We start from the raw sequence: 22,206 nt of genomic DNA on the forward strand, positions 1-22,206 counted from the left end.
GTATCACGCATAAATAGCGGCGCGGGGGCCATAGACGGCGCGTTCGTCATCCAGTCCCTTGTTGAGGTCCTGAAGCACCTTGTCGATCTCCTCCATATCCTTGCCGGAGGATTTGAAGGCTTCGACCGTGTCCTTGTCCACCTTCTGAAAGGCCAGTTTGATTTTGGCCGTTTCAAACAGGTCCTTCACCACCTTCACCAGACCGCGAACCTGCTTCATGAAGTCATTGACCTCCATCAGTTCGCCCTCGGCGCGCTGACGTTCGGTCTTTACATAGGCTTCGGCGGCACCCTTTATATCGGCAGGGGTCGGGATATAGGGCGCGGGCGCTTCGCCTGAGGCATCCGTTTCAGCGGTGGACGTAGCCTCCGCCGCTGTATCCTCCGTCACGGAGTCCGTGTCGCCGCTTACGGCGACCTCTTTGGCAGCCTCCGTAGATTCGGTTTCAGCGGTCGATTCTGTCTCTGCGTCTGAGTCCGGAACGGGCTGGCTGGCCGTGCTCTGGGCCGCGCTGAAGCCGCTGACATCCATGTCGTTACCACCGGCCTTGGCGTAGTCCTTCACGGCGGCCTTCAGTTCCTTCATCAGATTGGCCAGCATCTTGGCCATGATTTTCGGATCGCTCTTGCCCAGTTCCTTGATGATCTTCAGCCGTTCGACCAGTTGCATCACCTTGGCCTTGGCGCGGGCGCGTGCATCGTCGCGCGTCTTTTTGGGCATCTCATTCAGGGTGTCAGCAGCGGTTTTCTGTGCCTGCGCCTTCTGAGCCTTGGCCAGTTTCAGCCGGTCGTTCAGGTCGGTCAATGTGGCGGACGCGGTGTTCTGACCGCTGATGCCGGAGGTGCCAATATTCATCTGTTGAGCCTTCTGCTAACGCGGTTAGCTTAACGGAACAGGCTTAACCGAGTGTTGAAGACGCAAAACGCCCCCGGCGGCGGGCCGGGGGCGGCATTCGCTGCGATTACTCTGGTAATCAGATCTGCGGATCGGGCGATTGCGCGGCCTTTTTCTTGGCGGCATTGCGCGACAGCATGTTGAGGCCTTCGACCATCGCCGAGAAGGCCATGGCGGCGTAGATGTAGCCCTTTGGCACATGGACGCCGAAGCCTTCGGCGATCAGCACCGTCCCGATCATCAGCAGGAAGCCGAGCGCCAGCATCACAACGGTCGGGTTCTTTTCAATAAAGTGGGCCAGCGGGTCAGACGCCAGCAGCATGACCATGACCGCGACCACGACCGCAATCATCATCACCGGCACGTGCTCGGTCATGCCGACTGCCGTCAGGATGGAATCGACCGAGAAGACCAGATCGAGCAGGATGATCTGCACGATGGCCGCCCCGGCATTGTTGATGGTGGCATTCTTGGCGTCCATTACGTCGTGGGTGGGGGCGGGATCGACCGTGTGGTGGATTTCCTTGGTCGCCTTCCACACCAGGAACAGGCCCCCGGCGATCAGGATCATGTCTTTCCACGAGAAAGACGTCTCGAACATCGGCTCACCGTGTTCGCCCACGGGTCCGACCAGCCCCAGATTGAACACCTCAGCCTTCAGGCCGATGATCCAGCCGATGGTCAGAAGCAGGCCCAGACGCATGATGAGCGCCAGCCCGATACCCAGGCGGCGGGTCTTCTGACGGTCCTGCTCCGGCAGTTTGTTGGACAGGATGGAAATAAAGACGAGGTTGTCGATGCCGAGCACGACCTCCATCACGATGAGGGTGACAAGGGCCGCCCAGACGGCGGGGTCAGACAAAAGGGCCATAAGGTCCATGAGAGCTTTCTCGGAAAGGCTTAAAAACGATTGCTCTTGATAAACGCTGCGACGTAAGGCGGCAATGTTTCGCGTAACTGCGAAATCGATTGCGAACGATAACATCCTTATCTTTTTGCGCTCAGGCGGCTTGTGGTTGAAAAAAGGCGACACGACCTGTGAACGGCGCATGGTCACAGAAAAGTGAAAAATGCTTTTTGGTTGGTTGCGGTGGGTCATACCCCATGCTAAGAGGCGCGCGGCTTGAAAGGCCGGTTGTTTTTGCGCGCCTGTTGTTTTTAGTGCGCCCCGCCGGCTCCCGGAAAAGCCCATTCCACTTATTTCTTTGGCTGGAAGTTATCGTGAGCGATATTTTTAGAGAAACAGAGGTCGGTGAGCGTTACGCCAAGGCCGTATTCGAACTGGCGGATGCCGCCGGTCAACTCGATGCGGTGCAGGCGGACCTCAAGACCCTGAAGGCGCTGCTGATCGAAAGCAAGGATCTGCGCCGTCTCGTTACCTCCCATGCCTTCAAGTCCGAAGACAAACTGAAGGGCCTGACCGCCGTTCTCAACACGGCCACGCCGAACGCCCTGACGCTGAAGGCGCTGGGTCTGATGGCGCACAATGGCCGTCTGGATCAGGTCTTTGGCCTCATCACCGCCTTCACCCGCCTGTACGATGCCAAGAAGGGTATCGTCTCGGCGGTGGTCACTTCCGCCACGGCCCTGACCGATGAGCAGGTGACCGGTCTTCAGGCCGCGCTGCGTACCGCGCTCGGTCAGGACCCTGTCCTCAGCCAGACGGTCGATCCGTCGCTGCTGGGCGGCCTCAAGGTTCGCGTCGGCTCGCGCCTGTTCGACGCTTCGCTTAAAACCAAACTCGACTCCCTTAAATTTGCCCTCAAGCGGGCGTAAGACGCCAAAAAGAGCATGCCAATGGACATTCGTGCTGCCGAGATTTCGGCCATCCTCAAAGCTCAGATTGCCGGTTTCGGCGAAGAAGCCGACGTTTCGGACGTCGGTTCGGTTCTGTCGGTCGGTGACGGTATCGCCCGCGTGCACGGCCTGGATCAGGTTCAGGCCGGTGAAATGGTCTCCTTCCCCAAGGCGGGCGTGAAGGGCATGGCCCTGAACCTAGAAAAGGACAATGTCGGCGTCGTTATTTTCGGCGAAGACCGCGAAGTGCGCGAAGGCGACGAAGTCCGCCGCCTCGGCGAAATCGTGCAGGTGCCGGTCGGCAAGGGCCTTCTGGGCCGCGTCGTCAACCCGCTGGGTGAGCCGATCGACGGCAAGGGCCCGATCGAAGCGACCGAATTCCGCCGCGTGGACGTCAAGGCCCCCGGCATCATCCCGCGCAAGTCGGTGCACGAGCCCGTGCAGACCGGCATCAAGGCCATCGACACCCTGATCCCCGTCGGCCGTGGCCAGCGCGAGCTGATCATCGGTGACCGTCAGACCGGTAAGACCGCCGTCGCCATCGACGCCATCCTGAACCAGAAGGCCGCCAACGCCGGCACCGACGAGTCGGCCAAGCTGTACTGCATCTACGTCGTTATCGGCCAGAAGCGCTCGACCGTCGCCCAGATCGTCAAGTCGCTGGAAGAAAATGGCGCGCTCGACTACACCATCATCGTCGCCGCTACGGCGTCGGAACCGGCCCCGCTGCAGTATCTGGCGCCGTTCGCCGGTTGCGCCATGGGCGAGTTCTTCCGCGACAACGGCATGCACGGCCTGATCATCTATGACGATCTGTCGAAGCAAGCCGTCGCCTATCGTCAGATGTCGCTGCTGCTGCGCCGTCCGCCGGGCCGCGAAGCCTATCCGGGCGACGTCTTCTATCTGCACTCGCGCCTGCTGGAACGCGCCGCGAAGCTGAACGACGAAAACGGCGCCGGTTCGCTGACCGCTCTGCCGATCATCGAAACCCAGGCCAACGACGTGTCGGCCTACATCCCGACCAACGTGATCTCGATCACCGACGGTCAGATCTTCCTCGAAACCGACCTCTTCTATCAGGGCATCCGTCCGGCCGTGAACGTCGGTCTGTCGGTGTCGCGCGTTGGCTCGGCCGCTCAGATCAAGGCGATGAAGCAGGTTGCCGGTTCGATCAAGGGCGACCTGGCCCAGTATCGCGAAATGGCCGCCTTCGCCAAGTTTGGTTCGGACCTCGACGCCGCGACGCAGCGCCTGCTGGCCCGTGGTGCGCGCCTGACCGAGCTTCTGAAGCAGCCGCAATATTCGCCGCTGAAGGTCGAAGAGCAGGTGGCGGTGATCTATGCCGGTACCCGCGGTTACCTCGACAAGGTCGCGGTGGGCGATGTCGGTCGCTTCGAGCGTGAGTTCCTGTCGCTTCTGCGCGGCAAGCACGTCGATCTTCTGACCGCCATCCGCGAGAAGAAGGCCCTGACGCCGGAACTGGAAGAGCAGCTGAAGGCCATCGTGGCCGACTACGCCGCCAACTTCGCCTGAGAATATGGCCTGAGTTTACCTCAGGCCATGACATAAAAAGTCGGATCAAATCGCAGGCCAGTTACAAGTCTTTGGCCCAAGATTTGATCCGCCGATATGAACCAAAATAAAATCGAAGATTTTGTTTTGAGGGAATCTTTTCATGGCAAGTCTTAAGGACATGCGCAATCAGATCGGAAGCGTGAAAGCCACGCAGAAGATCACCAAGGCCATGCAAATGGTCGCCGCCGCCAAGCTCAAGCGGGCTCAGGATGCGGCGGAAAACGCGCGCCCCTATGCCAAACGCATGGCCTCGGTCATCGCCAACCTCGCCAAGGGCGTGTCGGGTGATGCCGCGCCGCTGCTGCTGGCCGGTACGGGTTCGACGCAAAAGCACCTCGTGGTCGTAGCCACCGCTGACCGCGGTCTGGCCGGGGGCTTCAACTCCGCCATTGCCCGCGCCGCGCGTGACCACATCCGTGCGCTGCTGGCCGAAGGCAAGACGGTGCGTGTGATCACCGTGGGCCGTAAGGGCCGTGATCAGCTCAAGCGTCTGTTCGGCGAGTTGTTCGTCGAAAGCTTCGAGCTGGGCAAGGCTTTGGACCTCACGACGGTTCAGCCCATCGCCGAAGCCATCTTCAAGGAATTCGACGAAGGCCGCGCCGACGTCGTCACCCTTTTCTACAGCCAGTTCAAGTCGGTGATCTCTCAGGTCCCGGCGGCCAAGCAGCTGATCCCGGCTCAGATCGAAGCCTCTGCCGAAGATACTTCCGGTGGCGCGGTCTATAGCTACGAGCCGTCGGAAGAAGAGATCCTCGAAACCCTGCTGCCGCGCAATCTGACGGTTCAGATCCTGTCGTCGCTTCTGGAAAACAATGCGGGCTTCTATGCCTCCCAGATGAGCGCCATGGACAATGCGACGCGCAATGCGGGCGAGATGATCAACGCGCTCAATCTTCAATACAATCGTAAACGTCAGGCCCAGATCACGACCGAACTGATCGAGATCATCGCCGGTGCCGAAGCTCTCTAAGGACACTCCCATGACCGCTCATCAGCAAATTACGGCCGGTAAGGGCCGCATCTCTCAGGTCATCGGCGCCGTCGTCGATGTCGAGTTCGACGGCAACCTGCCGGCCATCCTGAACGCGCTTGAAACCACCAACACCGCCTCCGGCGCGCGTCTGGTGCTCGAAGTCGCCCAGCACCTCGGCGAAAACGCCGTGCGCACCATCGCTATGGACGCTACCGAAGGTCTGGTTCGCGGTCAGGAAGTCACCGACCTCGGTGCTCCGATCACCGTGCCGGTTGGCCCGGCGACGCTTGGCCGCATCATGAACGTCATCGGCGAGCCGATCGACGAAGCCGGTCCGATCGAAACCACCTATTTCAACCCGATCCACGCCGACGCCCCGGCCTTCGAAGATCAGGCCACGGCGGCTGAAATCCTCGTCACCGGCATCAAGGTCATCGACCTGATCTGCCCCTATGCCAAGGGCGGCAAGATCGGCCTGTTCGGCGGCGCCGGCGTCGGCAAGACCGTGACCATTCAGGAACTGATCAACAACATCGCCAAGGCCTACGGCGGTTATTCGGTGTTCGCCGGCGTCGGTGAACGTACCCGCGAAGGCAACGACCTCTATCACGAAATGATCGAGTCGAAGGTGAACGAGCACGGCGGTGGCGGCAATTCGCGCTGCACCCTCGTCTATGGTCAGATGAACGAGCCTCCCGGCGCGCGTGCCCGCGTCGCCCTGACCGGTCTGGCTCAGGCCGAGTACTTCCGCGATCAGGAAGGTAAGGACGTGCTGTTCTTCGTGGACAACATCTTCCGCTTCACGCAGGCCGGTTCGGAAGTGTCGGCTCTGCTGGGTCGTATTCCGTCGGCCGTGGGCTATCAGCCGACGCTCGCCACCGAAATGGGCAAGCTGCAAGAGCGCATCACTTCGACCAAGAAGGGCTCGATCACCTCGGTTCAGGCCGTATACGTGCCCGCCGACGACCTGACCGACCCGGCGCCTGCCACGTCGTTCGCCCACCTCGACGCCACGACCGTTCTGTCGCGTTCGATCGCCGAACAGGGCATCTATCCGGCCGTTGACCCGCTCGACTCGACCTCGCGTATCCTTGATCCGCGCATCGTCGGCGAAGAGCACTATCAGGTCGCCACGCGCGTTCAGGAAATCCTGCAACAGTACAAGGCCCTGAAGGACATCATCGCCATCCTCGGCATGGACGAACTGTCGGAAGAAGACAAGCTGATCGTGGCTCGCGCCCGTAAGATCCAGCGCTTCCTGTCGCAGCCCTTCCACGTGGCTGAAATCTTCACCGGCACGCCGGGCGTGCTCATGAAGATCGAAGACACCATCAAGGGCTTCAAGGGTCTGTGCAACGGTGACTACGACCACCTGCCGGAAGCGGCCTTCTACATGGTCGGCGGCATCGAAGAAGCCATCGCCAAGGCCGAACGTCTGGCGGCAGAAGCTTAATTTAAACACCTGCCTGAGCGCCGCACGGCGCTTTGGCAGGGTAGTGTGAAAGGCAGCGATTATGGCTGACAAACTTCACGTTTCGCTGGTGACCCCGGAAAAGGAACTCTTTGCCGGTGACGTCGATCAGGTTATCGCGCCGGGTTCCGAAGGTGAATTCGGCGTTCTGGCGGGCCACGCGCCGCTGATGACGACCCTGACCGAAGGCACGGTGACCATCCTCAACGGCGACCAGAAGCGCATGTTTCAGGTCATCGGCGGCTTCGCCGATGTCAATGCCGAAGGCATCACCATCCTGGCCGAACGCGCCGAGGAATATGTCGAAACGGTCCACTAAACCGTTCTGACAAGCCACTATAAAAAACCCCGTCGGATCGCTCCGGCGGGGTTTTGATTTCTCAGGCTCGCGCGCGCTGATCGAGATTGCGGAGGAAGTCGATAGAGCGGCTGACCTCGGACATGCCTTCGTGGTGTTCCTCGACGACGTGGTTGAGCCCGCCCAGCGTGCGTTCAATATGGCCACTCTGGGCGAAGATGTCCTCGATATGGGCGACCGTGTCGCGATAGCGCTGGCTTTCCTCGCCGAACTGCGTGCGCGTCGCTTCGATGATACCGCCCAGTTGCTGAAGCGAGGCTTCGATGCCGCCGATGGCCGATTGCGTATGGGTCAGGGCCGACTTGGTGTCGCTGGCCAGTTTCTTGACCTCGCCCGCCACCACCGAAAAGCCACGCCCGGCCTCACCGGCGCGCGCCGCCTCGATCGTGGCATTGAGCGCCAGCAAATTGGTTTGCGAGGTGATGGAATCGATGACCGACAGGACCTGACGCAGGTTCGACAGGGCGGTGTTCAGCGTACTGAACTCCTGCGACAATTGTTCGGTGTGGTTGTCCTGACCAGCCACGGCGCGGCGGTCACTGTCCATCGCGTGTTTGATGCCGTCCATCACCTTGCCCACGTCCCCGATCTCGGTCAGGGCGGATTCGATCTTGCCGGTCAGCCCGACGTGCTGGGCGATGGTGTCGATAACCCCGCTACGCAGCTTGTTGAGGATTTCGGCGCGATTGAGCTTGCAGCGGGCGAAATAGTTGACGAAGCGCGCATAGTGGATGGGGAAGTTGTCTATAAAGTCATCCTGATAGGCCGCGTGCCCCACATCGAAAAAGACGATGGCGCTCAGGGTCTGGTTGATATTGATGCCGAACAGTTCGCCGAAGGTCGAAAACCCGGCCACAGGGGCGGGCCAGATGCCCCCCGTCTGGCTGAGGCGGTTGTCATTGGTCACACGACGCAGGATGCAGTCATTGAGAAGGGCTCCGACGGGCTTGGGCTTGTCGCGCAGGAATTGCGCCACATCCTTGCGCGTCTGCTCCACAAAGTCGGTCGTTTCCAGAAGGATCAGCTCGTCGCCCGACCCGACATCGCAATAGAAGGTCACGCTGCCGCTGTCGAAGTCGATCTGCGCCACCGAGCGCACGAACAGCTCGCCGTCGATTTCGATACCGAAAGCGCGGCCTTCCAGCGTCTTTTGCAATTCTGACGGTTTGATGCGCAGGGATTGGCACAGGGCCTCGACAAAGGGCACCACCTGATTGCGCTGCGAATCATAGATGGCGCTGACTGTGCGCTTGTTGGGGTCGGCATCGACCACCACAAAGGCCGGTCCGATCTTGCGGAAATTCTGGCTTTTCAGCACGCCATAGCGCTTGCCGGGGGCCATGCGGACCAGGGCGAAGACCGCGTGGTTTTCCAGCACGCGTTGCCCGTCAAACAGGCATGTTTTCTGAAAGTCCATCTTGCCGCCGGCGGATCCGCCGACAAACAGGCAGGGGAAGCGCCCGCTCTTGTAGACGGCCTCCATGAAATAGCTTTCCGACAGCGAGGCGCCGTCCACAAAGGTCAGGGCGAAGGTCTCCTGCGCGCTGATCGGTGCGGTGGGCGGCAAACGGTTCAGGGCCTCGGCGATCCTGTCCACCCGTTCGGCGCGCAACAGGGTGGCGTGCCCCTTACGGATGTCGTCGCAGTAAAGTGGCACGCTATGGAGGCTGACCCCGGCGATCAGGTCCGGCGAAAAGGCCTGAATGACCACATTGTCCCAACCATTGCCGGCTGGACAATAGGGGGCTTCGCCGTTCTGGGCGCACAGTTCACCTGCGGAAGTGGAAACGATCAGCGGCGCGTCACCAGCAAGGCTTTTGAGGCGGCGGCAGACCTCTTCGAAGGTGACATGCGGCGACACAAAGGCCAGCACCAAAGCGGCGGGTCGTGCCCCGAAGCGGAGTTGTTCGGGCGCGATCTGGCTAAGACGGCTGTCGCTGCGCAGAATGCGGATGGCTTCGGAAGGCAGGCTGGACGGCGGTGGCGGGGCCGCCTCAAGGATCGGCTCAGGCGCGCGCTGCGCCGGAGTGACATTTCTTTTGAAAAACATGAGGCACTTCCCTGATCAGAACGCTTTTGGGCGTATCCTGTGCCTCAGATTATAAACAAAGGTTAACGGCGTTATGCGTAGCGGTACGCCCACACCTGTTTGCCGGTCTGGCGCACCGCTTGATGTTTATATTATTGATAATAATGGATTATTTTGTGTGCCGCATTTTGCGACAGAGCGTCGCAGGGGCTATTCCACGCCTTCGACGACGAGCATGTTGAATTCGGCGGCGTTCAGGCGGTGTTCGCGGGCGGCCTGATATTCCGGCGAGTTATAATAGCCCAGCGCGGCCTCATAAGACGGGAACTCAAGGATCACGACGCGCGGGAAACCTTCGCCTTCCAGCACCTGCGAGCGGCCCCCGCGCGCCAGCGGCGTCATGTTGAAGGCTTCGGCAGGCGCTTTGGTCCCAGCGCCGTATTTGGCGTAGGATTCGGGGTCGGTGACCTTGGCCTGAGCGATGATATAGGCTTTGGGCATGGGGGAGGCTCCTCGATTTTGGGTTGGATGCGTCCCGGTTAGCAAGAATTTCCACAAAAGCCTACATTTTAACGGGCTTTGGGACTATATAGCGGCCAAAGGCTCGCGCCCGAAAGTGGATGTCCGGTTTTGGGCCAACCGCGAGCCGTCTGACACATGACGCGCCCCTTTCTCAAGATGAACGGCCTCGGCAACGATTTCGTGGTCGTCGATGCCCGCCAGGCCCCTTTCAGCCCCTCCGCCGCTCAGGTGAAGGCGTGGGGGGATCGTGCGTCCGGCATCGGCTTCGATCAACTGATCGCGATTGAGGGCTCGGCATCGGGTGACGCCTTCATGCGGGTGTGGAATTCCGATGGCGGCACGGTGGAAACCTGCGGCAATGCCCTGCGTTGCGTGAGCTGGTATCTTGACCGCGACGCCCCCGGTGCCGACCTTCACATCGACACCCTGGGGGGGGCGACGACAGCGAAGGTGCTGGAGCGCGATGCGACAACCGGTATGGCCAGCGTCGATATGGGCGCGCCACGACTCGACTGGACGCAGATTCCTTTGTTGGAAGAGATGAACACCGAACGGCTGGAGCTTCAGGTCGGGCCGATCGACGCGCCGCTTTATCACACGCCATGCGCCGTCTCGATGGGTAATCCGCACGTGGTCTTCTTTGTTGAAGACGTGGCGGCGGTCGATGTCGAACGCACGGGCAGCCTGATCGAAAACCATCCCTTATTTCCGGAAGGGGTGAATGTTGAGTTTGCGCAGGTCATCGACCGCAACACCATCCGTATGCGGGTGTGGGAACGCGGGGCCGGTATCACCAGGGCCTGCGGCACCGGCGCGTGCGCCACGCTGGTCGCCTGCGCGCGACGCGGCCTGAGCGACCGCCACGCCACGGTCATTATGGATGGCGGCCCGCTGCACATCCTGTGGCGGCAGGCGGATGATCACGTCATCATGACGGGCCCGGTCGAGGTCGAATTCGAAGGCCAGCTCAATGGCTGATGGTCATACTCACCCTCACGAAGAGGTTCCCGCTGAACCGCCCGCCACACCCACGGGCGTGACGTCAGGTGTCGAGGTGGTGACCTTCGGCTGCCGCTTGAACTCCTATGAGTCCGAGCAGATTCGCAAGGTTGCCGCCGAAGACGGGCTCGATGGAGCCATCATCTTCAACACCTGCGCCGTGACGGGCGAGGCCGTGCGTCAGGCGCGTCAGGCCATCCGCCGCGCGCGCAAGGAAAACCCGGACGCGCGCCTGATCGTTACCGGCTGCGCGGCGCAGACCGACCCTGACACCTTCGCCACTATGGGTGAGGTCGATTTCATCATCGGCAATGGTGACAAGGCCAAGGCTGGCGCCTATGCGCTGCGGCCCGACTCGGCGCGCATTGCGGTCAACGACATCTTTTCGGTGCGTGAAACCGCCGGTCATCTGATCGACGGACTGAAGGACCGCGCCCGCGCCTATGTCGAGGTGCAAAACGGCTGCGATCACCGCTGCACCTTCTGCATCATCCCCTATGGGCGCGGCAATTCGCGCTCAGCGGCGGCGGGTGATGTGGTGGGTCAGATTTCGCGGCTGGTCGCCGAAGGCTATAATGAGGTGGTTCTGACGGGGGTCGATCTCACCTCCTGGGGTAATGACCTGCCGGGTCAGCCGCAACTGGGGCATCTGGTGGCGCGTATCCTCAAGCACGTACCGGACCTTAACCGTCTGCGCCTGTCGTCTATTGATGCGGCGGAAATCGACGACACGCTGCTGCGTCTGTTCGCCGAAGAAGAACGGCTGGCCCCCTATCTGCACCTGTCCTTGCAGCACGGCGATGACCTGATCCTCAAGCGCATGAAGCGTCGCCACCTGCGCGATGACGCCATAAAACTGGTGCAGCAGGTGCGCGCGTTGCGCCCGGATGTGGCCTTCGGGGCCGATATGATTGCGGGCTTCCCGACCGAAAGCGAAGCGCATTTCGCCAATTCGCTGGCGCTGGTCGATGAGTGTGATCTGGCCTTCCTGCACGTCTTCCCTTACAGCCCGCGCCCGCAGACCCCGGCGGCGAAAATTCCGCAACTGCCACGCGCCCTGATCAAGGACCGCGCCGCGCGTCTGCGTGGCAAGGCGGCGGAGGCCCTGACGCGGCATCTGGATAAGCAGGTGGGGCGCGAGGTGTCGGCCGTCGTTGAAAAGCCCGGCTTTGCCCGCGCAGCGGACTTTACCGAGGTGCTGTTCGAGGGAGACGCGCCAGAGAAAGTAAAGGTCGGGGGTATTGCCTCTTTGCGGATTACCGGCCATGACGGAAAACGCGCGCGGGCTGTGCTGATATAGCCCCTCACCCCGACCCTCTCCCGTAATCGGGCGAGGGGGAGATACTGATGACCGAGAAAAAACCCGGCTGGTTTTCGCGCCTGACGCAGGGCCTGTCGAAGACCTCTCAGCAGCTGACCGAGCAGGTGACGAGCGTCTTCGTCGCCAACAAGACGCTTGACGCCGCCGCCGTCGAGGCGCTGGAGGACATGCTGATCGAAAGCGATTTCGGTCCGCATATCGCCGCCTCTATTGCCGGCAAAATGGCCGCCAAGAAATTCGCTTCGACCGATGACCACGCCGTCAAGGAGGCCTTGGCCGAAGCCATTGCCGAGGAACTGAAAGGCCGCGAAGACAGTTTCGACCCGCTGTCGGGCCCCAAGCCCTATATCGTGCTGTTTGTCGGGGTGAACGGATCGGGCAAGACGACGACTCTGGGCAAGATTGCCGCCTCCCTGACGGCCAAGGGCGCGAAGGTACTGATCGTGGCGGGCGACACTTTCCGCGCCGCTGCCGTCGAACAGCTCAAGGTATGGGCCGAACGCGCCAAGGCCGACTTTATGGGCCGCAAGACCGGGGCCGATGCGGCGGGTCTGGCCTATGACGCCACGGTGCGCGCCAAAGAAGAGGGCTATGATGTCGTGCTGATCGACACCGCGGGTCGCCTTCAGAACAAGCAGCAACTGATGGACGAGCTATTGAAGATCGTCCGCGTCATCAAGAAGGTCGATCCGGACGCCCCGCACGAGACGCTTCTGGTGCTCGATGCCACGGTCGGCCGCAATGCGCTCAGCCAGGAACAGATTTTCGGGCGTCAGGCCTTTGTGTCGGGCCTTGTCATGACCAAGCTGGACGGTACGGCGCGCGGGGGTATTCTTGTGCCCATCGCCAAGGCCTCCGACGCGCCTATCAAGCTGATCGGGGTGGGCGAAGATATAGACGACCTGCAACCGTTCCGCGCCAGTGCCTTTGCCCGCTCGATGGTCGGGCTTGAGCCCCTCGGAGAGTAAAATGACCGCCCCCAAGGAAGACCCGCGTATCGAAATCACCGAGGCTCAGGCCGAGGCCCTGCCCGAAGCCATCGTGCCTGACGCCCCGGAACCGGCAGCGACCAACTGGACCAAGACGGCCATCGACTTCGGGCCCGTTATCGGGTTCGGCCTAAGCTTCTTTATCTTCCGTGCGCTGAAGGTCGGCGGCACGGATGCTACCGCGCCGATGATCTGGGCGACGGGTGTGCTGATCGTTATTTCCATCGTGGCTCTGATCGCGGCCTATATTATCGAAAAGCGCGTGGCGTGGATTCCATTGGTGGCGACCCTGTTCGCCATTCCGATGGGACTGATGACCATCTTCTTCCACGACCCTGTCTTCATCAAGGTCAAGGTGACAGTGATCAACCTGCTGATCGGCGGGATTCTGGCGATCGCTGCCCTGATGAAAAAGTACCCGCTCAAGAGCCTGATCAGCGAAACGCTGAAGCTCAAGGAAGAGGCGTGGCCCAAGCTGACCTGGCTCTATGTCGGCTTTTATGCCGTGATGGCCGTGGCCAATGAGATCGTCTGGCGCACGCAGTCGGACAGTGTGTGGGTGACGTGGAAGATGGCGTCCCTGTTTGGTGGACCCATTGTCTTTACACTGATCCTGACCCCCTTCCTGATGAAGAACATGCTGCCGGAAACGAACCCGTCCGCCTCCTGAATACACTCCGTCAGTATGCGGATGGATTTGTCGTAATTCTGTTGTATAGTGATGCTTAGATAGCGTCGTTCAGCATGGGGACGGCGCATGAAGAAGCATAAGCGTAATCATTTCGAGGGTTCGGACTTGCTGGAAAATTCGCCGTCGCATCTTCTGCATCGGGTGCTGCAAATCGCCCTTGACATCTATACCGAAGAAACCGGCGACAGCGCCCTGACGCAGCGGCAATACGCCCTGCTTCTGGCAGCGGACACGGCGGAAGGGCTGACCCAGACCGACCTGGTTAAGGCCACGGGTATCGACCGCTCAACGCTTGCCGACATGGTGGCGCGCCTGATCGCCAAGGGGCTTCTGGTCCGTGAACGCTCAGTTACCGATGCGCGCGCCAATCTGGTTCGTCTGTCCGACGAAGGGCGCGCCGCTCTCAACGAGATCCGCCCCAAGGTCGAGGCGGCGGATGAGCGTATCCTGTCCCTGCTGTCCCCGCCCAAGCGCGACAGCTTTCTCAAGCTGCTGCGCCGTATTGCCGCTGTCCGCGAAGAGGATGTTGAAGACGCGCCGCGCAAGGCGAAGGGCGAGAAGAAGGCCGACAAGAAAAAGAAGGGCAAGAAGGCCGGCAAAAAGCACAAGGAACCGTTGCCGTTTCCTGCGCTAAACGACGGCATTGCGGCGGAAAAGCAGGACGCCTGATCTTACCTCCCCGGCGCGCCGGGGAGGGGGACCGCACGAGCCGTAGGCGAGGTGCGGTGGTGGGCGCTTCAGAAACCCCGATTTCATAATTCGTACTAAATTCGGATATTGAGCAGGCTGCCCGGACGCAGCATCCGCAGGTCTTCGGGCTTGGTGCCCTGAGCGATCTCGGCAGCCTTGAAGGTGGCGGGCGTGACGCCGGCCGGTTTCGGCGCCGGCTGATCGACGGACGCCGGCTGACCTGTGGCCTGACGGAAAAAGGCCTTCTGCGCCGACAGGGCGTCATTGAAACGCGCAGAGGTATCGGTCGCCGGTTTCTGGGCTGCGGCCGGGGTGGCGGCGCGACCAAGAAGCATCTGGGACAGGGAAGGCGGTATCGTGCTCATATCGCCTTTATGCGGTGATTCAGGTATTTAAATGGTTAATGCCGGTTAAGTCTTTAAACTTTCAACTTGGGGCGCACACGGCTTAGGCCGCCGTCCACGCCCAGCACCTGCCCTGTGATCCAGTCGTTTTGCGGGTCGAGCAGGAAGGCAATGGCGCGGGCCACGTCTTCGGGCTTCCCCAGCCGCCCCAAAGCGTGCATGGACTCAGACACGCGGCGACCGGCGTCTGATCCGACCAGCCCCGCCGTCAGCGGCGTTTCGACCAGACCGGGCGCAATGGCATTTATGCGCAGATTTTGTCCCGCATAGGAGGCGGCGGCTGAGCGCGTCAGGCCAATGACTCCGGCCTTGGCCGCGGCAATGGCTTCGTGGTTGGCCAGCCCTTCCAGAGCGGCGGCCGACGACAGCAACACCACCGAACCGCCTTCGGTCATGTGCCGGGCGGCGGCGCGCACCGTGGCAAAGGCCGTGGTGAGTGAGGCGGTGATGGTGGCATCATACTGGCTGCGGCTGGTCAGACCTGCGGATTTCAGCAGCAGCGACCCGGCCAGATTGACCACCCCGTCCAGCTTGCCCGCCTTGGCAAACACGGCGTCCACGGCGTCGAAATCCGCCGCATCCACAACGTGATCCGGGGTGATCGTGCGGTCGCTGCGGGCGGCGGTGATCACCTCGTGCCCGCCCTGCCGCAGATGTTGTACAAGGCTCTGTCCGATGCCGGACCCTGCTGCAATGATCAGATAACGCGCCATAGCCGAACTCCTGTTTCCGCCTTCTACGGCGGACAGGCGGCCTCAGACCAGTCGCTTGCGCAGCGCCGCAGAGATCAGGTCGATAAGCACCACGGCGGCAACGATAATCAGGGCGATGGCCGACACGCGGGCGTAGTTGAAACTGTTGATATTGTCGAACAGCACCTGCCCGATCCCGCCAGCCCCGATCAGGCCCAGCACCGTGGCCGAGCGGGCGCTCGATTCGAAGCGATAAAGGGCAAACGATGTCCATAACGGCCCGACCTGCGGCAGGATGCCCCAGACGATTTCCTGAAGCCGCGTGCCGCCGGTGGCACGCACCCCTTCGATGGGTGGCTGATCGACGGCCTCAACCGCCTCGGAGAACAGCTTGGCCAGCACGCCGGTATTGTGCAGGGCCAGAGCCAGCACCCCGGCCAGAGGCCCCGGCCCGACGGCCACCAGAAAGGCCGTGCCGATGACCAGTTCGTTGACCGCCCGCAGCGTGTCCATCAAGCGCCGCACCGGAAAGCTGATCCACGACGGCGCGATATTGGTGGCGCACAAAAGTGAGAAGGGAATCGCCAGAAGGATCGACAGCACGGTGCCCCAGATGGCGACCTGCACCGTGACCCACATTTCGCGGATATAGTAGGCGACGGTCGAGGGATCAGACAAATCCGGATGCAGATAGTCGCGCAGATAGGTGCTGGTATTGTCCCAGTTACGCCCCAGCAAGGGCAGGTCACCCATCTGCGCGCCCTTAAAACTGAGCGCCAGCAACAGGCCAAAGCCCAGCCACAACCCCCAGCTCACAAGCTTTTCGGGCAGGGAGGCGCGCGGCGGCTGAAGCGCTTCGGGCGAAGTGGGATGAACCATTATTGCGCGTCGGGTCTTGCGCCGGGCGCAGAGTCGGGCAGGGCCTGCGGGGCAGCCTGACGCGCCGCCGCTTCGCGCGAAATGGCTTTCAGTTCGGCCTCGGCCTTGCGGATGGCGGCCGCATCCCCGGCGTTTTGCGCCTTGATCAGCGCTTCGGCGGCTTCCATCTCGCGCACGGGCAAAAGGTGGGTATCGTCCGCCGGTTTGAACACGCCAAAGATCAGATTGTTCAGTATCTTGAGCTGACGTTGACCTTCGGCATCAGTGCCGGTGCCGTAAGACAGGAAGAAGGAGCGTATCTTCTCCTTGGTCGCCGGATCGAGGTCCTTGCGATAGATGATCGGGTCTTCCGGCAGGGTGGGGGACGTCCAGATAATCTTGATCTGCTTCAGCTTTTCCGGAGAGACCTGCGCCATGCGCTCCAGCGAGGCATTGTTGTTGGTGGCCGCGTCAATCATGCCATTGGCCACGGCCTGGAAATTGGCCTCGTGGCTGCCCGAGCGCACAGTTTTGAAGCATTTGGCCGGATCGACCTTGTGCGGCAGGAAGAAGTAGGTCATCGGCGCCAGCGTGCCGGAGGTCGATTTGACATCGCCCAGGCCAAAAGTGCGTTTACCATCGCATTTCAGCAGGTCTTCGGCGGTCAGCGGGGAATCTGCGCGCGCAATGATGACGCTCTGATAGCCATCGACGCCGGACGGGTCAGACGAGCGCGCAAACACCTCGCCATCGGCGCGGCGCACGGCCTCAAGGCCGGAAGCGTTGGAAAACCAGCCGACCTGCACCTGATTGAAGCGCATGGCCTCGATCAGGGCCGTGTAGTTGGAGCCGAAGAAGGGCTTCACCTTAAGCCCGGTCTGCTTTTCCATGTCGGCCAGAAACGGCCGCCACAGGGGCTCCTGATTCTGCGCGTTTTCGGTGGACAGGATGGAGAAGCTGATTTCCGTCCGCGGACCTTTGGTTTGATTGACCTTGCCGCAGCCCGAGGTCAGGAAGGGCAGGGCGAGGGCCGAAGCCGACAAACCTCTCAGCATAGCCTTGCGCGACAGGGTCATGACGGGTCTCTCCAATAGGCCTGCTCGATCTCAGGGCCATAGATTTCGCTCAGGCGGTCCGCGCACAGGCCGTCGGCGGGACCGTCATATACGATCTTGCCGTCCTTGAGGGCCAGAATACGGTCGCAATATTTCATAGCATAGTCCACCTGATGCAAGGTGACGATGACGCCAACGCCACGGTCTTCGTTAAGATGCACCAGCAGCTCCATCACCTTGCGCGCCGTCACCGGGTCCAGCGAGGCGACGGGCTCATCGGCCAAAAGGAGGCGCGCATCCTGCACGATGGCGCGGGCAATCGCGCCGCGCTGCTGCTGACCGCCGGACAGGGTCCTGGCGCGTTGCGACGCCTTGTCGGCTATGCCGACCGTGTCGAGCGCCTGCATGACGCGCTGCTTTTCTTCGGCGGTCCAAAAGCCGAACAGGCCGCGCAAAGGCGGAATGCGCCCCAGAAGCCCCAGCGCCGCATTGGTAAACAGGCTAAGCCGTCCGACCAGATTGAACGACTGCGCCACCATGCCGAGATCGGCGCGCGCGGCGCGCACCTCAGCCCCCAGGCGACCATCGGCCTGCACCGTGCGGCCCATAACCGTGACGGGACCGGAGCCTTCGTCGCCAACGATCAGACCGGACAGGCTGCGCAACAGGGTGGACTTGCCCGACCCGGACGGTCCGATCAGGCCGATGCGCTGCGGGTGGTCCATGGTGAAGGAGATACTATCCAGCGCCTTGAAGCGACGCGTCGGTGCCTCACCCTGCGCCTTGAGCGCAAAGCTTTTCGACAGCGACTGAACGTCAACAAGGCTCGGCATATGCGCTCACGGGGCAACCCCGCCCCCCCCTGCGCCGACACCTGAACGCAGCGCGGCGTTAACAAAGATGAACGCCGGAGTTTTGCCGAAGTTTGAGCGCTTTGGCAACCATCGCCTTTGCCGCGCGCAAAAGGTCGCAGCGCTTAAGCCGCCATTTGCATCACCTGATGCTGGGTAAAGCGGAAGTCGTTGAGCATATGAACACCGAAGGAGTCCTCCCCGACCCAGATCACGCGCGCATCCACCTCGGCATCCACCAGACGGATCACCACGGTGTCGTCAGGCGTGAGCCCCGGTGTGACGCCGATACGTGCCCCGGTTTCGCTGATGTCATAGAGGCGCAGATTGTGCACCGTGCGGCCTGCCACCTCTATATCCACCGTCTCGGTCGAGGCGTAACGCGCGGCTACCCGTTTATCGACCAACTCATCCAGAAGGGACGCCAGTTCGGTTTGCATATCGCGCGAAGCCCCCGCCATATCCTGAGAAATGGCCTGCATGTCGTCGGCGGTGCGTTCCGTCCGGCGCGTGGCTTCGGGCAGCAGGTTGATAATGCGTTCGGCCTCGCGATTGCCCAGCGCGGCGCGTTCCAGATTCTGACGGATACTGTCAGCGGCCTGGCTCTGGGTCTTTACGGCATCGGCGACCGTGCGCGACGTCTGGGCCACCGACGCGATAATGTCGGTGACTTCTGACACCGAGCCGACCATGCTTTCGGCCGCCAGACGCACATCATTGATTTGGGCTTCGATTTCAGCGGTCGCGCGGCCCGTCTGATTGGCCAGTGATTTGACCTCTCCGGCCACGACCGCAAAGCCTTTGCCCGCATCGCCCGCGCGCGCCGCCTCGATGGTGGCGTTGAGCGCCAGCAGATTGGTCTGGGCGGCGATGTCCTGAATGAGGCGCGACACTTCGCCGATGCGTTCAACGGCCTGCGTCAGGGCCTGCGCCATCTCACGCGAACGCTCCAGTTCTCCGGCCACGCGATCGGTCATTTCCGCGCTTTCGCCGGTGCGACGGGCGATCTCGCCAAAGCTCTGGCTCACCTCGGCCATACTGGCCGACACGCTGTCCACGTCGCGCGCCGATGCGCTCAGACGTTCGATGGCCGCCGTCAGTTCCTCGCGCGTTGTCTTGGCGGTCTGGCTGAATTCACCGGTGGAATCACCGACCGATGAGGACAGGGTCTGTACGGCATCCATGACATCGGTGATGGCATTGCGGATACGTCCCGAAAGGGTATTGATGCGGTCTTTTTCCTTGATGATCAGTTCATTGCGTTTCACATCATTGGCCGCGTCGGCGATTTTTTCGATGGTGCGGCGACGGAAAAACTCCAGTGCGCGCCCGACCTGGCCGATTTCATCCTTGCGCGTCGCTTCGGGGAGGCTGGCATTGAGGTCCCTGTCCGCCAGATGACGGATATTCTGATCGAGCCCATTGATAGCCTTCAGGATCGAATGAGCCAGCCCCAGCGCCATAAACACCGCCAGCAAAGCCGCCGCCACGGTGACGGCCAGCAGGGTATAGAGGGTTGTAGAGAAGCCGCTGATCCGTTTCTGCAAAAGTCGATTCAGCTCATTGGCTGAGGCTTGCCACAGGGCATCGCTTGCCTTGGCGTAGGCGGTTTTGGCGCGGGTGAGTGACGTCAGATCGACGCCTGTCGCATGTCCCTGCGTCTGGATCTGGTGTGCCAGCGTCAGGGCTTCGGCTTCCAAAGCCTGCGCAGAGGCGTGATAGGCGTCGCGCTCGGTCTTGAGCGTGGACAACAGACTACCGTTGGCGGCAATCGCCTTGTCGAGCGAGGTGATCTGACCCTGCCAGGCGGCACTGAACTGCCCCACGCCCACCACAAGGTTGGTCGTTTCCTCGGTGCTCAGGGTGGCCTTGGCCTGATAGGCCGCCATGTCATGTACGACGGCAGAGATACGATTTAAGGCGTCAGGCGCTTTGAAGGCCACGGAGTCCATCACGTAATAGCTGTCGATATCCGGATCGAGCGTCAGATTGGAACGGTCGCTGAGGACGGTGAGCAGCGCCAGTGCCCCTTCGGCGTCCGGTGCTTTGGACAGGGCGTCGGCCTCGCTGGCCGCCAATGCCTTCAGAGCCGGGGCCTGCGGGTCAAGGGCCGGAAGAGGCTCCGAACCGCCGGAAAGCTGCGCGGTTGTGGCGTTCAGAACGGGCCACACGGCGCGCATGGCTTCGACGCCCTGAATTTCCTTGCGCCCGAAATTGATGTCCTTCAGCGATTGCTGCACGAACAGATAGCTCATCAATACAATCGGCACCAGAAAGACCCCGGTCATGATGATGAGCTTGCTGCGAATGCTAAGGGCGGTGAAAGGCATGGCGTAATCCGGGCAGGTAGCGGCTTACAAAACAGAACAGCGTTTTGGTTTCTGTTTCCTTAACGTCAAAGTCAGCTTTCAAATTTAAAAATGATGGCCGCGCCTGTCCCAACTGTCACAAAAAACGCCTTTACAGTCAGGCGAAAATACCCGATATAGCCCTCTTCCGGCGGACCCCGACACACAGGTCGGCGCCCTGGGGCCCCAAGAGGTCGTTTCTCGAAGGGCTGGGCGTCGTTGAAACGCTGCTAACGCCGGTCTGGGTTTAACTTAACTTTACGGGGTATTGGCAGTGGCACACTTCCAATCGGCCCTGGACCTGGTCCGCGAGCAGTCACCGGAAAAGCCCGTCGCCCTTGTGCGACGTGAGCCTGTTTCCGTCGCAGCGCAATGGTTCCAGCGCCACTTCAATGGCGATGTTTTCTACGCGGTCAAGGCGAACCCTTCGCCATGGGTGATTGAAACCCTGCTCGACGTCGGGATCGGTTCGTTTGACGTGGCCTCGATCAATGAAGTCAAGCTGGTACGCGGCCTTGCGCCTGAGGCGCGTCTGGCCTTCATGCACCCGGTCAAGTCGCGACGGGCCATCGCCGAAGCCTATTCCGATTTCGGTGTAAAGACCTTCAGCCTCGACACCCACGAAGAATTGCAGAAGATCCTCGACGCCACGGGTGGCGCGAAGGACCTCAATCTGATCGTGCGTCTGGCGACGTCGGGCGAAGGCTCCAACCTGCCTCTGACCAACAAGTTCGGCGCTCAGCCCTATGAGGCCCCGGCGCTGTTGCTGGCCGCCCGTCAGGCGACACAGGACCGCATGGGCGTCTCTTTCCACGTCGGCTCGCAATGTATGCGCCCGACGGCCTATGCGGCGGCCATGTCGGCGGCGTCGCGCGCGCTGGTTCGCGCCGGCGTGCTGGCCGATATTGTCGATGTCGGTGGGGGCTTCCCCTCGGTCTATCCGGGCATGGTGCCGCCGTCCCTGCCCGAATATATGGACGTTATCCATCGCGCCTTTGATGAAATGAAGGTGCATGAGGCGACGGAACTGTGGGCCGAGCCGGGCCGTTCGCTGGTGGCCGAATCGACCTCGATCCTCGCCCGCGTTGAGTTACGCAAGGGCGACGCGCTTTATCTGAACGATGGGGCCTACGGCAACCTGTTCGACGCCACCCACGCCAAGTGGCCCTTCCCGGTGCGCCTGCACCGTGCGGAAGATGGTGACGAGCAACCGGAACTGAAGCCCTTCCGCTTCTACGGACCGACCTGTGACTCCATCGACCACATGCCGGGGCCGTTCTGGCTGCCCGACGATGTGGAAGAAGGCGATTACGTCGAAATCGGTATGCTGGGGGCTTATGGAGTGGCTATGACCACCGGGTTTAACGGCTATGGTCAGACCGAAACCGTTTTCCTCGACGACGCGCCGATGGCCTCGCTGTTCGGTCTGGGCCCGCGTTCGCTGAACGTGCCGCGCAGCCTGTTCGGCAGCGTCGAAGAGAACAAGGTCGTGCGCCTCAACCGCCCCAAGGGTGGCAAGCGCGGCAAGAAGCGCAGCAAGTAGGCCCTGTCCGAAAACCTTGATTTGCCAAGGCGGTCCCTATGCCCTATAGGGGCCGCGAGTTTTTTTCAGCTTCTCTCCCCATCGCTCCGTCTGGGGGACAAAGAGTGCATGACGGGCGTCCACCTTCTTATCTCCAAAAGGACCAA

At 61.4% G+C, this 22,206-nt stretch carries 21 protein-coding genes; 11 read left to right on the forward strand and 10 right to left on the reverse strand.

Annotated elements, in window-relative coordinates:
- Window positions 1-3: 3 nt before the first annotated feature.
- The gene (locus ACK8OE_RS06410; protein ID WP_410271862.1) at window positions 4-855 is read right to left on the reverse strand and encodes a hypothetical protein; all 852 of its coding nucleotides are present in this window, start codon (window positions 853-855) and stop codon (window positions 4-6) included.
- A 118-nt stretch (window positions 856-973) separates the two neighbouring features.
- Window positions 974-1,774 carry a TerC family protein gene (locus ACK8OE_RS06415; RefSeq protein ID WP_410271863.1) on the reverse strand — a complete coding sequence of 267 codons (801 nt, stop codon included), beginning with the start codon at window positions 1,772-1,774 and terminating at the stop codon, window positions 974-976.
- 341 nt (window positions 1,775-2,115) lie between these two features.
- Here ACK8OE_RS06415 and ACK8OE_RS06420 point away from each other — a divergent pair, with 341 nt between their 5' ends.
- From ACK8OE_RS06420 to ACK8OE_RS06440, 5 genes are all read left to right on the forward strand, one after another.
- A complete protein-coding gene (locus tag ACK8OE_RS06420; protein ID WP_290797148.1) occupies window positions 2,116-2,670 on the forward strand; it encodes a F0F1 ATP synthase subunit delta in 555 nt (184 codons plus the stop codon).
- Window positions 2,671-2,691: 21 nt separating this feature from the next.
- A complete protein-coding gene (gene atpA, locus ACK8OE_RS06425; RefSeq protein ID WP_126421875.1) occupies window positions 2,692-4,224 on the forward strand; it encodes a F0F1 ATP synthase subunit alpha in 1,533 nt (510 codons plus the stop codon).
- 142 nt (window positions 4,225-4,366) lie between these two features.
- Window positions 4,367-5,236: a F0F1 ATP synthase subunit gamma gene (locus tag ACK8OE_RS06430; protein ID WP_126421873.1), complete on the forward strand. Its 870-nt coding sequence runs from the start codon at window positions 4,367-4,369 to the stop codon at window positions 5,234-5,236.
- 10 nt (window positions 5,237-5,246) lie between these two features.
- Window positions 5,247-6,692 (forward strand): F0F1 ATP synthase subunit beta, encoded by a 1,446-nt coding sequence (gene atpD, locus ACK8OE_RS06435; protein ID WP_126421871.1) that lies wholly within the window; start codon window positions 5,247-5,249, stop codon window positions 6,690-6,692.
- A 61-nt stretch (window positions 6,693-6,753) separates the two neighbouring features.
- Window positions 6,754-7,029 (forward strand): ATP synthase F1 subunit epsilon, encoded by a 276-nt coding sequence (locus ACK8OE_RS06440; RefSeq protein ID WP_013477796.1) that lies wholly within the window; start codon window positions 6,754-6,756, stop codon window positions 7,027-7,029.
- Between the two features lie 61 nt (window positions 7,030-7,090).
- Here the strand turns inward: ACK8OE_RS06440 and ACK8OE_RS06445 are convergent, their stop codons facing one another.
- The gene (locus tag ACK8OE_RS06445; RefSeq protein WP_410271864.1) at window positions 7,091-9,118 is read right to left on the reverse strand and encodes a methyl-accepting chemotaxis protein; all 2,028 of its coding nucleotides are present in this window, start codon (window positions 9,116-9,118) and stop codon (window positions 7,091-7,093) included.
- 189 nt (window positions 9,119-9,307) lie between these two features.
- Window positions 9,308-9,598 (reverse strand): DUF1330 domain-containing protein, encoded by a 291-nt coding sequence (locus ACK8OE_RS06450; RefSeq protein ID WP_410271865.1) that lies wholly within the window; start codon window positions 9,596-9,598, stop codon window positions 9,308-9,310.
- 156 nt (window positions 9,599-9,754) lie between these two features.
- On the opposite strand from ACK8OE_RS06450, the gene dapF reads away from it, so the two are divergent.
- The 5 genes from dapF (at window position 9,755) to ACK8OE_RS06475 (ending at window position 14,288) form a co-directional block, all read left to right on the forward strand.
- Complete coding sequence (dapF, locus tag ACK8OE_RS06455) at window positions 9,755-10,597, forward strand: diaminopimelate epimerase (RefSeq protein WP_410271866.1); 843 nt, start codon at window positions 9,755-9,757, stop codon at window positions 10,595-10,597.
- On the forward strand, window positions 10,590-11,918 hold the full coding sequence (gene mtaB, locus ACK8OE_RS06460) for a tRNA (N(6)-L-threonylcarbamoyladenosine(37)-C(2))-methylthiotransferase MtaB (RefSeq protein WP_410271867.1): 1,329 nt from the start codon (window positions 10,590-10,592) through the stop codon (window positions 11,916-11,918). Before dapF ends, mtaB begins: the two co-directional genes overlap by 8 nt.
- A 47-nt stretch (window positions 11,919-11,965) precedes the next feature.
- Window positions 11,966-12,907, forward strand: coding sequence for a signal recognition particle-docking protein FtsY (gene ftsY, locus ACK8OE_RS06465; protein ID WP_410271868.1), 942 nt, complete (start codon window positions 11,966-11,968; stop codon window positions 12,905-12,907).
- A gap of 1 nt (window position 12,908) precedes the next feature.
- Window positions 12,909-13,598, forward strand: coding sequence for an inner membrane-spanning protein YciB (locus ACK8OE_RS06470; protein WP_410271869.1), 690 nt, complete (start codon window positions 12,909-12,911; stop codon window positions 13,596-13,598).
- Between the two features lie 87 nt (window positions 13,599-13,685).
- Window positions 13,686-14,288 (forward strand): MarR family winged helix-turn-helix transcriptional regulator, encoded by a 603-nt coding sequence (locus ACK8OE_RS06475; protein WP_410271870.1) that lies wholly within the window; start codon window positions 13,686-13,688, stop codon window positions 14,286-14,288.
- 95 nt (window positions 14,289-14,383) lie between these two features.
- Here the strand turns inward: ACK8OE_RS06475 and ACK8OE_RS06480 are convergent, their stop codons facing one another.
- The 6 genes from ACK8OE_RS06480 to ACK8OE_RS06505 form a co-directional block, all read right to left on the reverse strand.
- Window positions 14,384-14,674 carry a hypothetical protein gene (locus ACK8OE_RS06480; protein ID WP_410271871.1) on the reverse strand — a complete coding sequence of 97 codons (291 nt, stop codon included), beginning with the start codon at window positions 14,672-14,674 and terminating at the stop codon, window positions 14,384-14,386.
- A gap of 53 nt (window positions 14,675-14,727) precedes the next feature.
- Window positions 14,728-15,426: an SDR family oxidoreductase gene (locus ACK8OE_RS06485; RefSeq protein ID WP_410271872.1), complete on the reverse strand. Its 699-nt coding sequence runs from the start codon at window positions 15,424-15,426 to the stop codon at window positions 14,728-14,730.
- Window positions 15,427-15,468: 42 nt separating this feature from the next.
- Window positions 15,469-16,284: a phosphonate ABC transporter, permease protein PhnE gene (phnE, locus tag ACK8OE_RS06490; RefSeq protein ID WP_410271873.1), complete on the reverse strand. Its 816-nt coding sequence runs from the start codon at window positions 16,282-16,284 to the stop codon at window positions 15,469-15,471.
- Window positions 16,284-17,339, reverse strand: coding sequence for a phosphate/phosphite/phosphonate ABC transporter substrate-binding protein (gene phnD / locus ACK8OE_RS06495; RefSeq protein ID WP_410271874.1), 1,056 nt, complete (start codon window positions 17,337-17,339; stop codon window positions 16,284-16,286). The genes phnE and phnD overlap by 1 nt, the downstream gene beginning before the upstream one ends.
- Window positions 17,336-18,151, reverse strand: a complete 816-nt coding sequence (locus ACK8OE_RS06500; RefSeq protein WP_410271875.1) for a phosphonate ABC transporter ATP-binding protein — start codon at window positions 18,149-18,151, stop codon at window positions 17,336-17,338. The genes phnD and ACK8OE_RS06500 overlap by 4 nt, the downstream gene beginning before the upstream one ends.
- 143 nt (window positions 18,152-18,294) lie before the next feature.
- Window positions 18,295-20,499, reverse strand: coding sequence for a methyl-accepting chemotaxis protein (locus ACK8OE_RS06505; RefSeq protein WP_410271876.1), 2,205 nt, complete (start codon window positions 20,497-20,499; stop codon window positions 18,295-18,297).
- A gap of 292 nt (window positions 20,500-20,791) precedes the next feature.
- Here ACK8OE_RS06505 and ACK8OE_RS06510 point away from each other — a divergent pair, with 292 nt between their 5' ends.
- Window positions 20,792-22,060 carry a type III PLP-dependent enzyme gene (locus tag ACK8OE_RS06510; RefSeq protein WP_410271877.1) on the forward strand — a complete coding sequence of 423 codons (1,269 nt, stop codon included), beginning with the start codon at window positions 20,792-20,794 and terminating at the stop codon, window positions 22,058-22,060.
- Window positions 22,061-22,206: the final 146 nt, after the last annotated feature.

This window comes from Asticcacaulis sp. W401b, from assembly GCF_046503825.1.
In the GTDB taxonomy this organism is placed as follows: domain Bacteria; phylum Pseudomonadota; class Alphaproteobacteria; order Caulobacterales; family Caulobacteraceae; genus Asticcacaulis.

Excerpts from the sequence above, each read along its gene's own strand:
- ACK8OE_RS06410 (WP_410271862.1), bottom strand. The coding sequence starts at position 855 with ATGAATATTGGCACCTCCGGCATCAGCGGTCAGAACACCGCGTCCGCC.
- ACK8OE_RS06470 (WP_410271869.1), top strand. The coding sequence starts at position 12,909 with ATGACCGCCCCCAAGGAAGACCCGCGTATCGAAATCACCGAGGCTCAG.
- ACK8OE_RS06505 (WP_410271876.1), bottom strand. The coding sequence starts at position 20,499 with ATGCCTTTCACCGCCCTTAGCATTCGCAGCAAGCTCATCATCATGACC.
- ACK8OE_RS06415 (WP_410271863.1), bottom strand. The coding sequence starts at position 1,774 with ATGGACCTTATGGCCCTTTTGTCTGACCCCGCCGTCTGGGCGGCCCTT.
- ACK8OE_RS06500 (WP_410271875.1), bottom strand. The coding sequence starts at position 18,151 with ATGCCGAGCCTTGTTGACGTTCAGTCGCTGTCGAAAAGCTTTGCGCTC.
- mtaB (WP_410271867.1), top strand. The coding sequence starts at position 10,590 with ATGGCTGATGGTCATACTCACCCTCACGAAGAGGTTCCCGCTGAACCG.
- ACK8OE_RS06450 (WP_410271865.1), bottom strand. The coding sequence starts at position 9,598 with ATGCCCAAAGCCTATATCATCGCTCAGGCCAAGGTCACCGACCCCGAA.
- ACK8OE_RS06480 (WP_410271871.1), bottom strand. The coding sequence starts at position 14,674 with ATGAGCACGATACCGCCTTCCCTGTCCCAGATGCTTCTTGGTCGCGCC.
- ACK8OE_RS06430 (WP_126421873.1), top strand. The coding sequence starts at position 4,367 with ATGGCAAGTCTTAAGGACATGCGCAATCAGATCGGAAGCGTGAAAGCC.
- ftsY (WP_410271868.1), top strand. The coding sequence starts at position 11,966 with ATGACCGAGAAAAAACCCGGCTGGTTTTCGCGCCTGACGCAGGGCCTG.
- dapF (WP_410271866.1), top strand. The coding sequence starts at position 9,755 with ATGACGCGCCCCTTTCTCAAGATGAACGGCCTCGGCAACGATTTCGTG.
- ACK8OE_RS06440 (WP_013477796.1), top strand. The coding sequence starts at position 6,754 with ATGGCTGACAAACTTCACGTTTCGCTGGTGACCCCGGAAAAGGAACTC.
- phnD (WP_410271874.1), bottom strand. The coding sequence starts at position 17,339 with ATGACCCTGTCGCGCAAGGCTATGCTGAGAGGTTTGTCGGCTTCGGCC.
- ACK8OE_RS06445 (WP_410271864.1), bottom strand. The coding sequence starts at position 9,118 with ATGTTTTTCAAAAGAAATGTCACTCCGGCGCAGCGCGCGCCTGAGCCG.
- phnE (WP_410271873.1), bottom strand. The coding sequence starts at position 16,284 with ATGGTTCATCCCACTTCGCCCGAAGCGCTTCAGCCGCCGCGCGCCTCC.
- ACK8OE_RS06475 (WP_410271870.1), top strand. The coding sequence starts at position 13,686 with ATGAAGAAGCATAAGCGTAATCATTTCGAGGGTTCGGACTTGCTGGAA.
- atpD (WP_126421871.1), top strand. The coding sequence starts at position 5,247 with ATGACCGCTCATCAGCAAATTACGGCCGGTAAGGGCCGCATCTCTCAG.
- atpA (WP_126421875.1), top strand. The coding sequence starts at position 2,692 with ATGGACATTCGTGCTGCCGAGATTTCGGCCATCCTCAAAGCTCAGATT.
- ACK8OE_RS06485 (WP_410271872.1), bottom strand. The coding sequence starts at position 15,426 with ATGGCGCGTTATCTGATCATTGCAGCAGGGTCCGGCATCGGACAGAGC.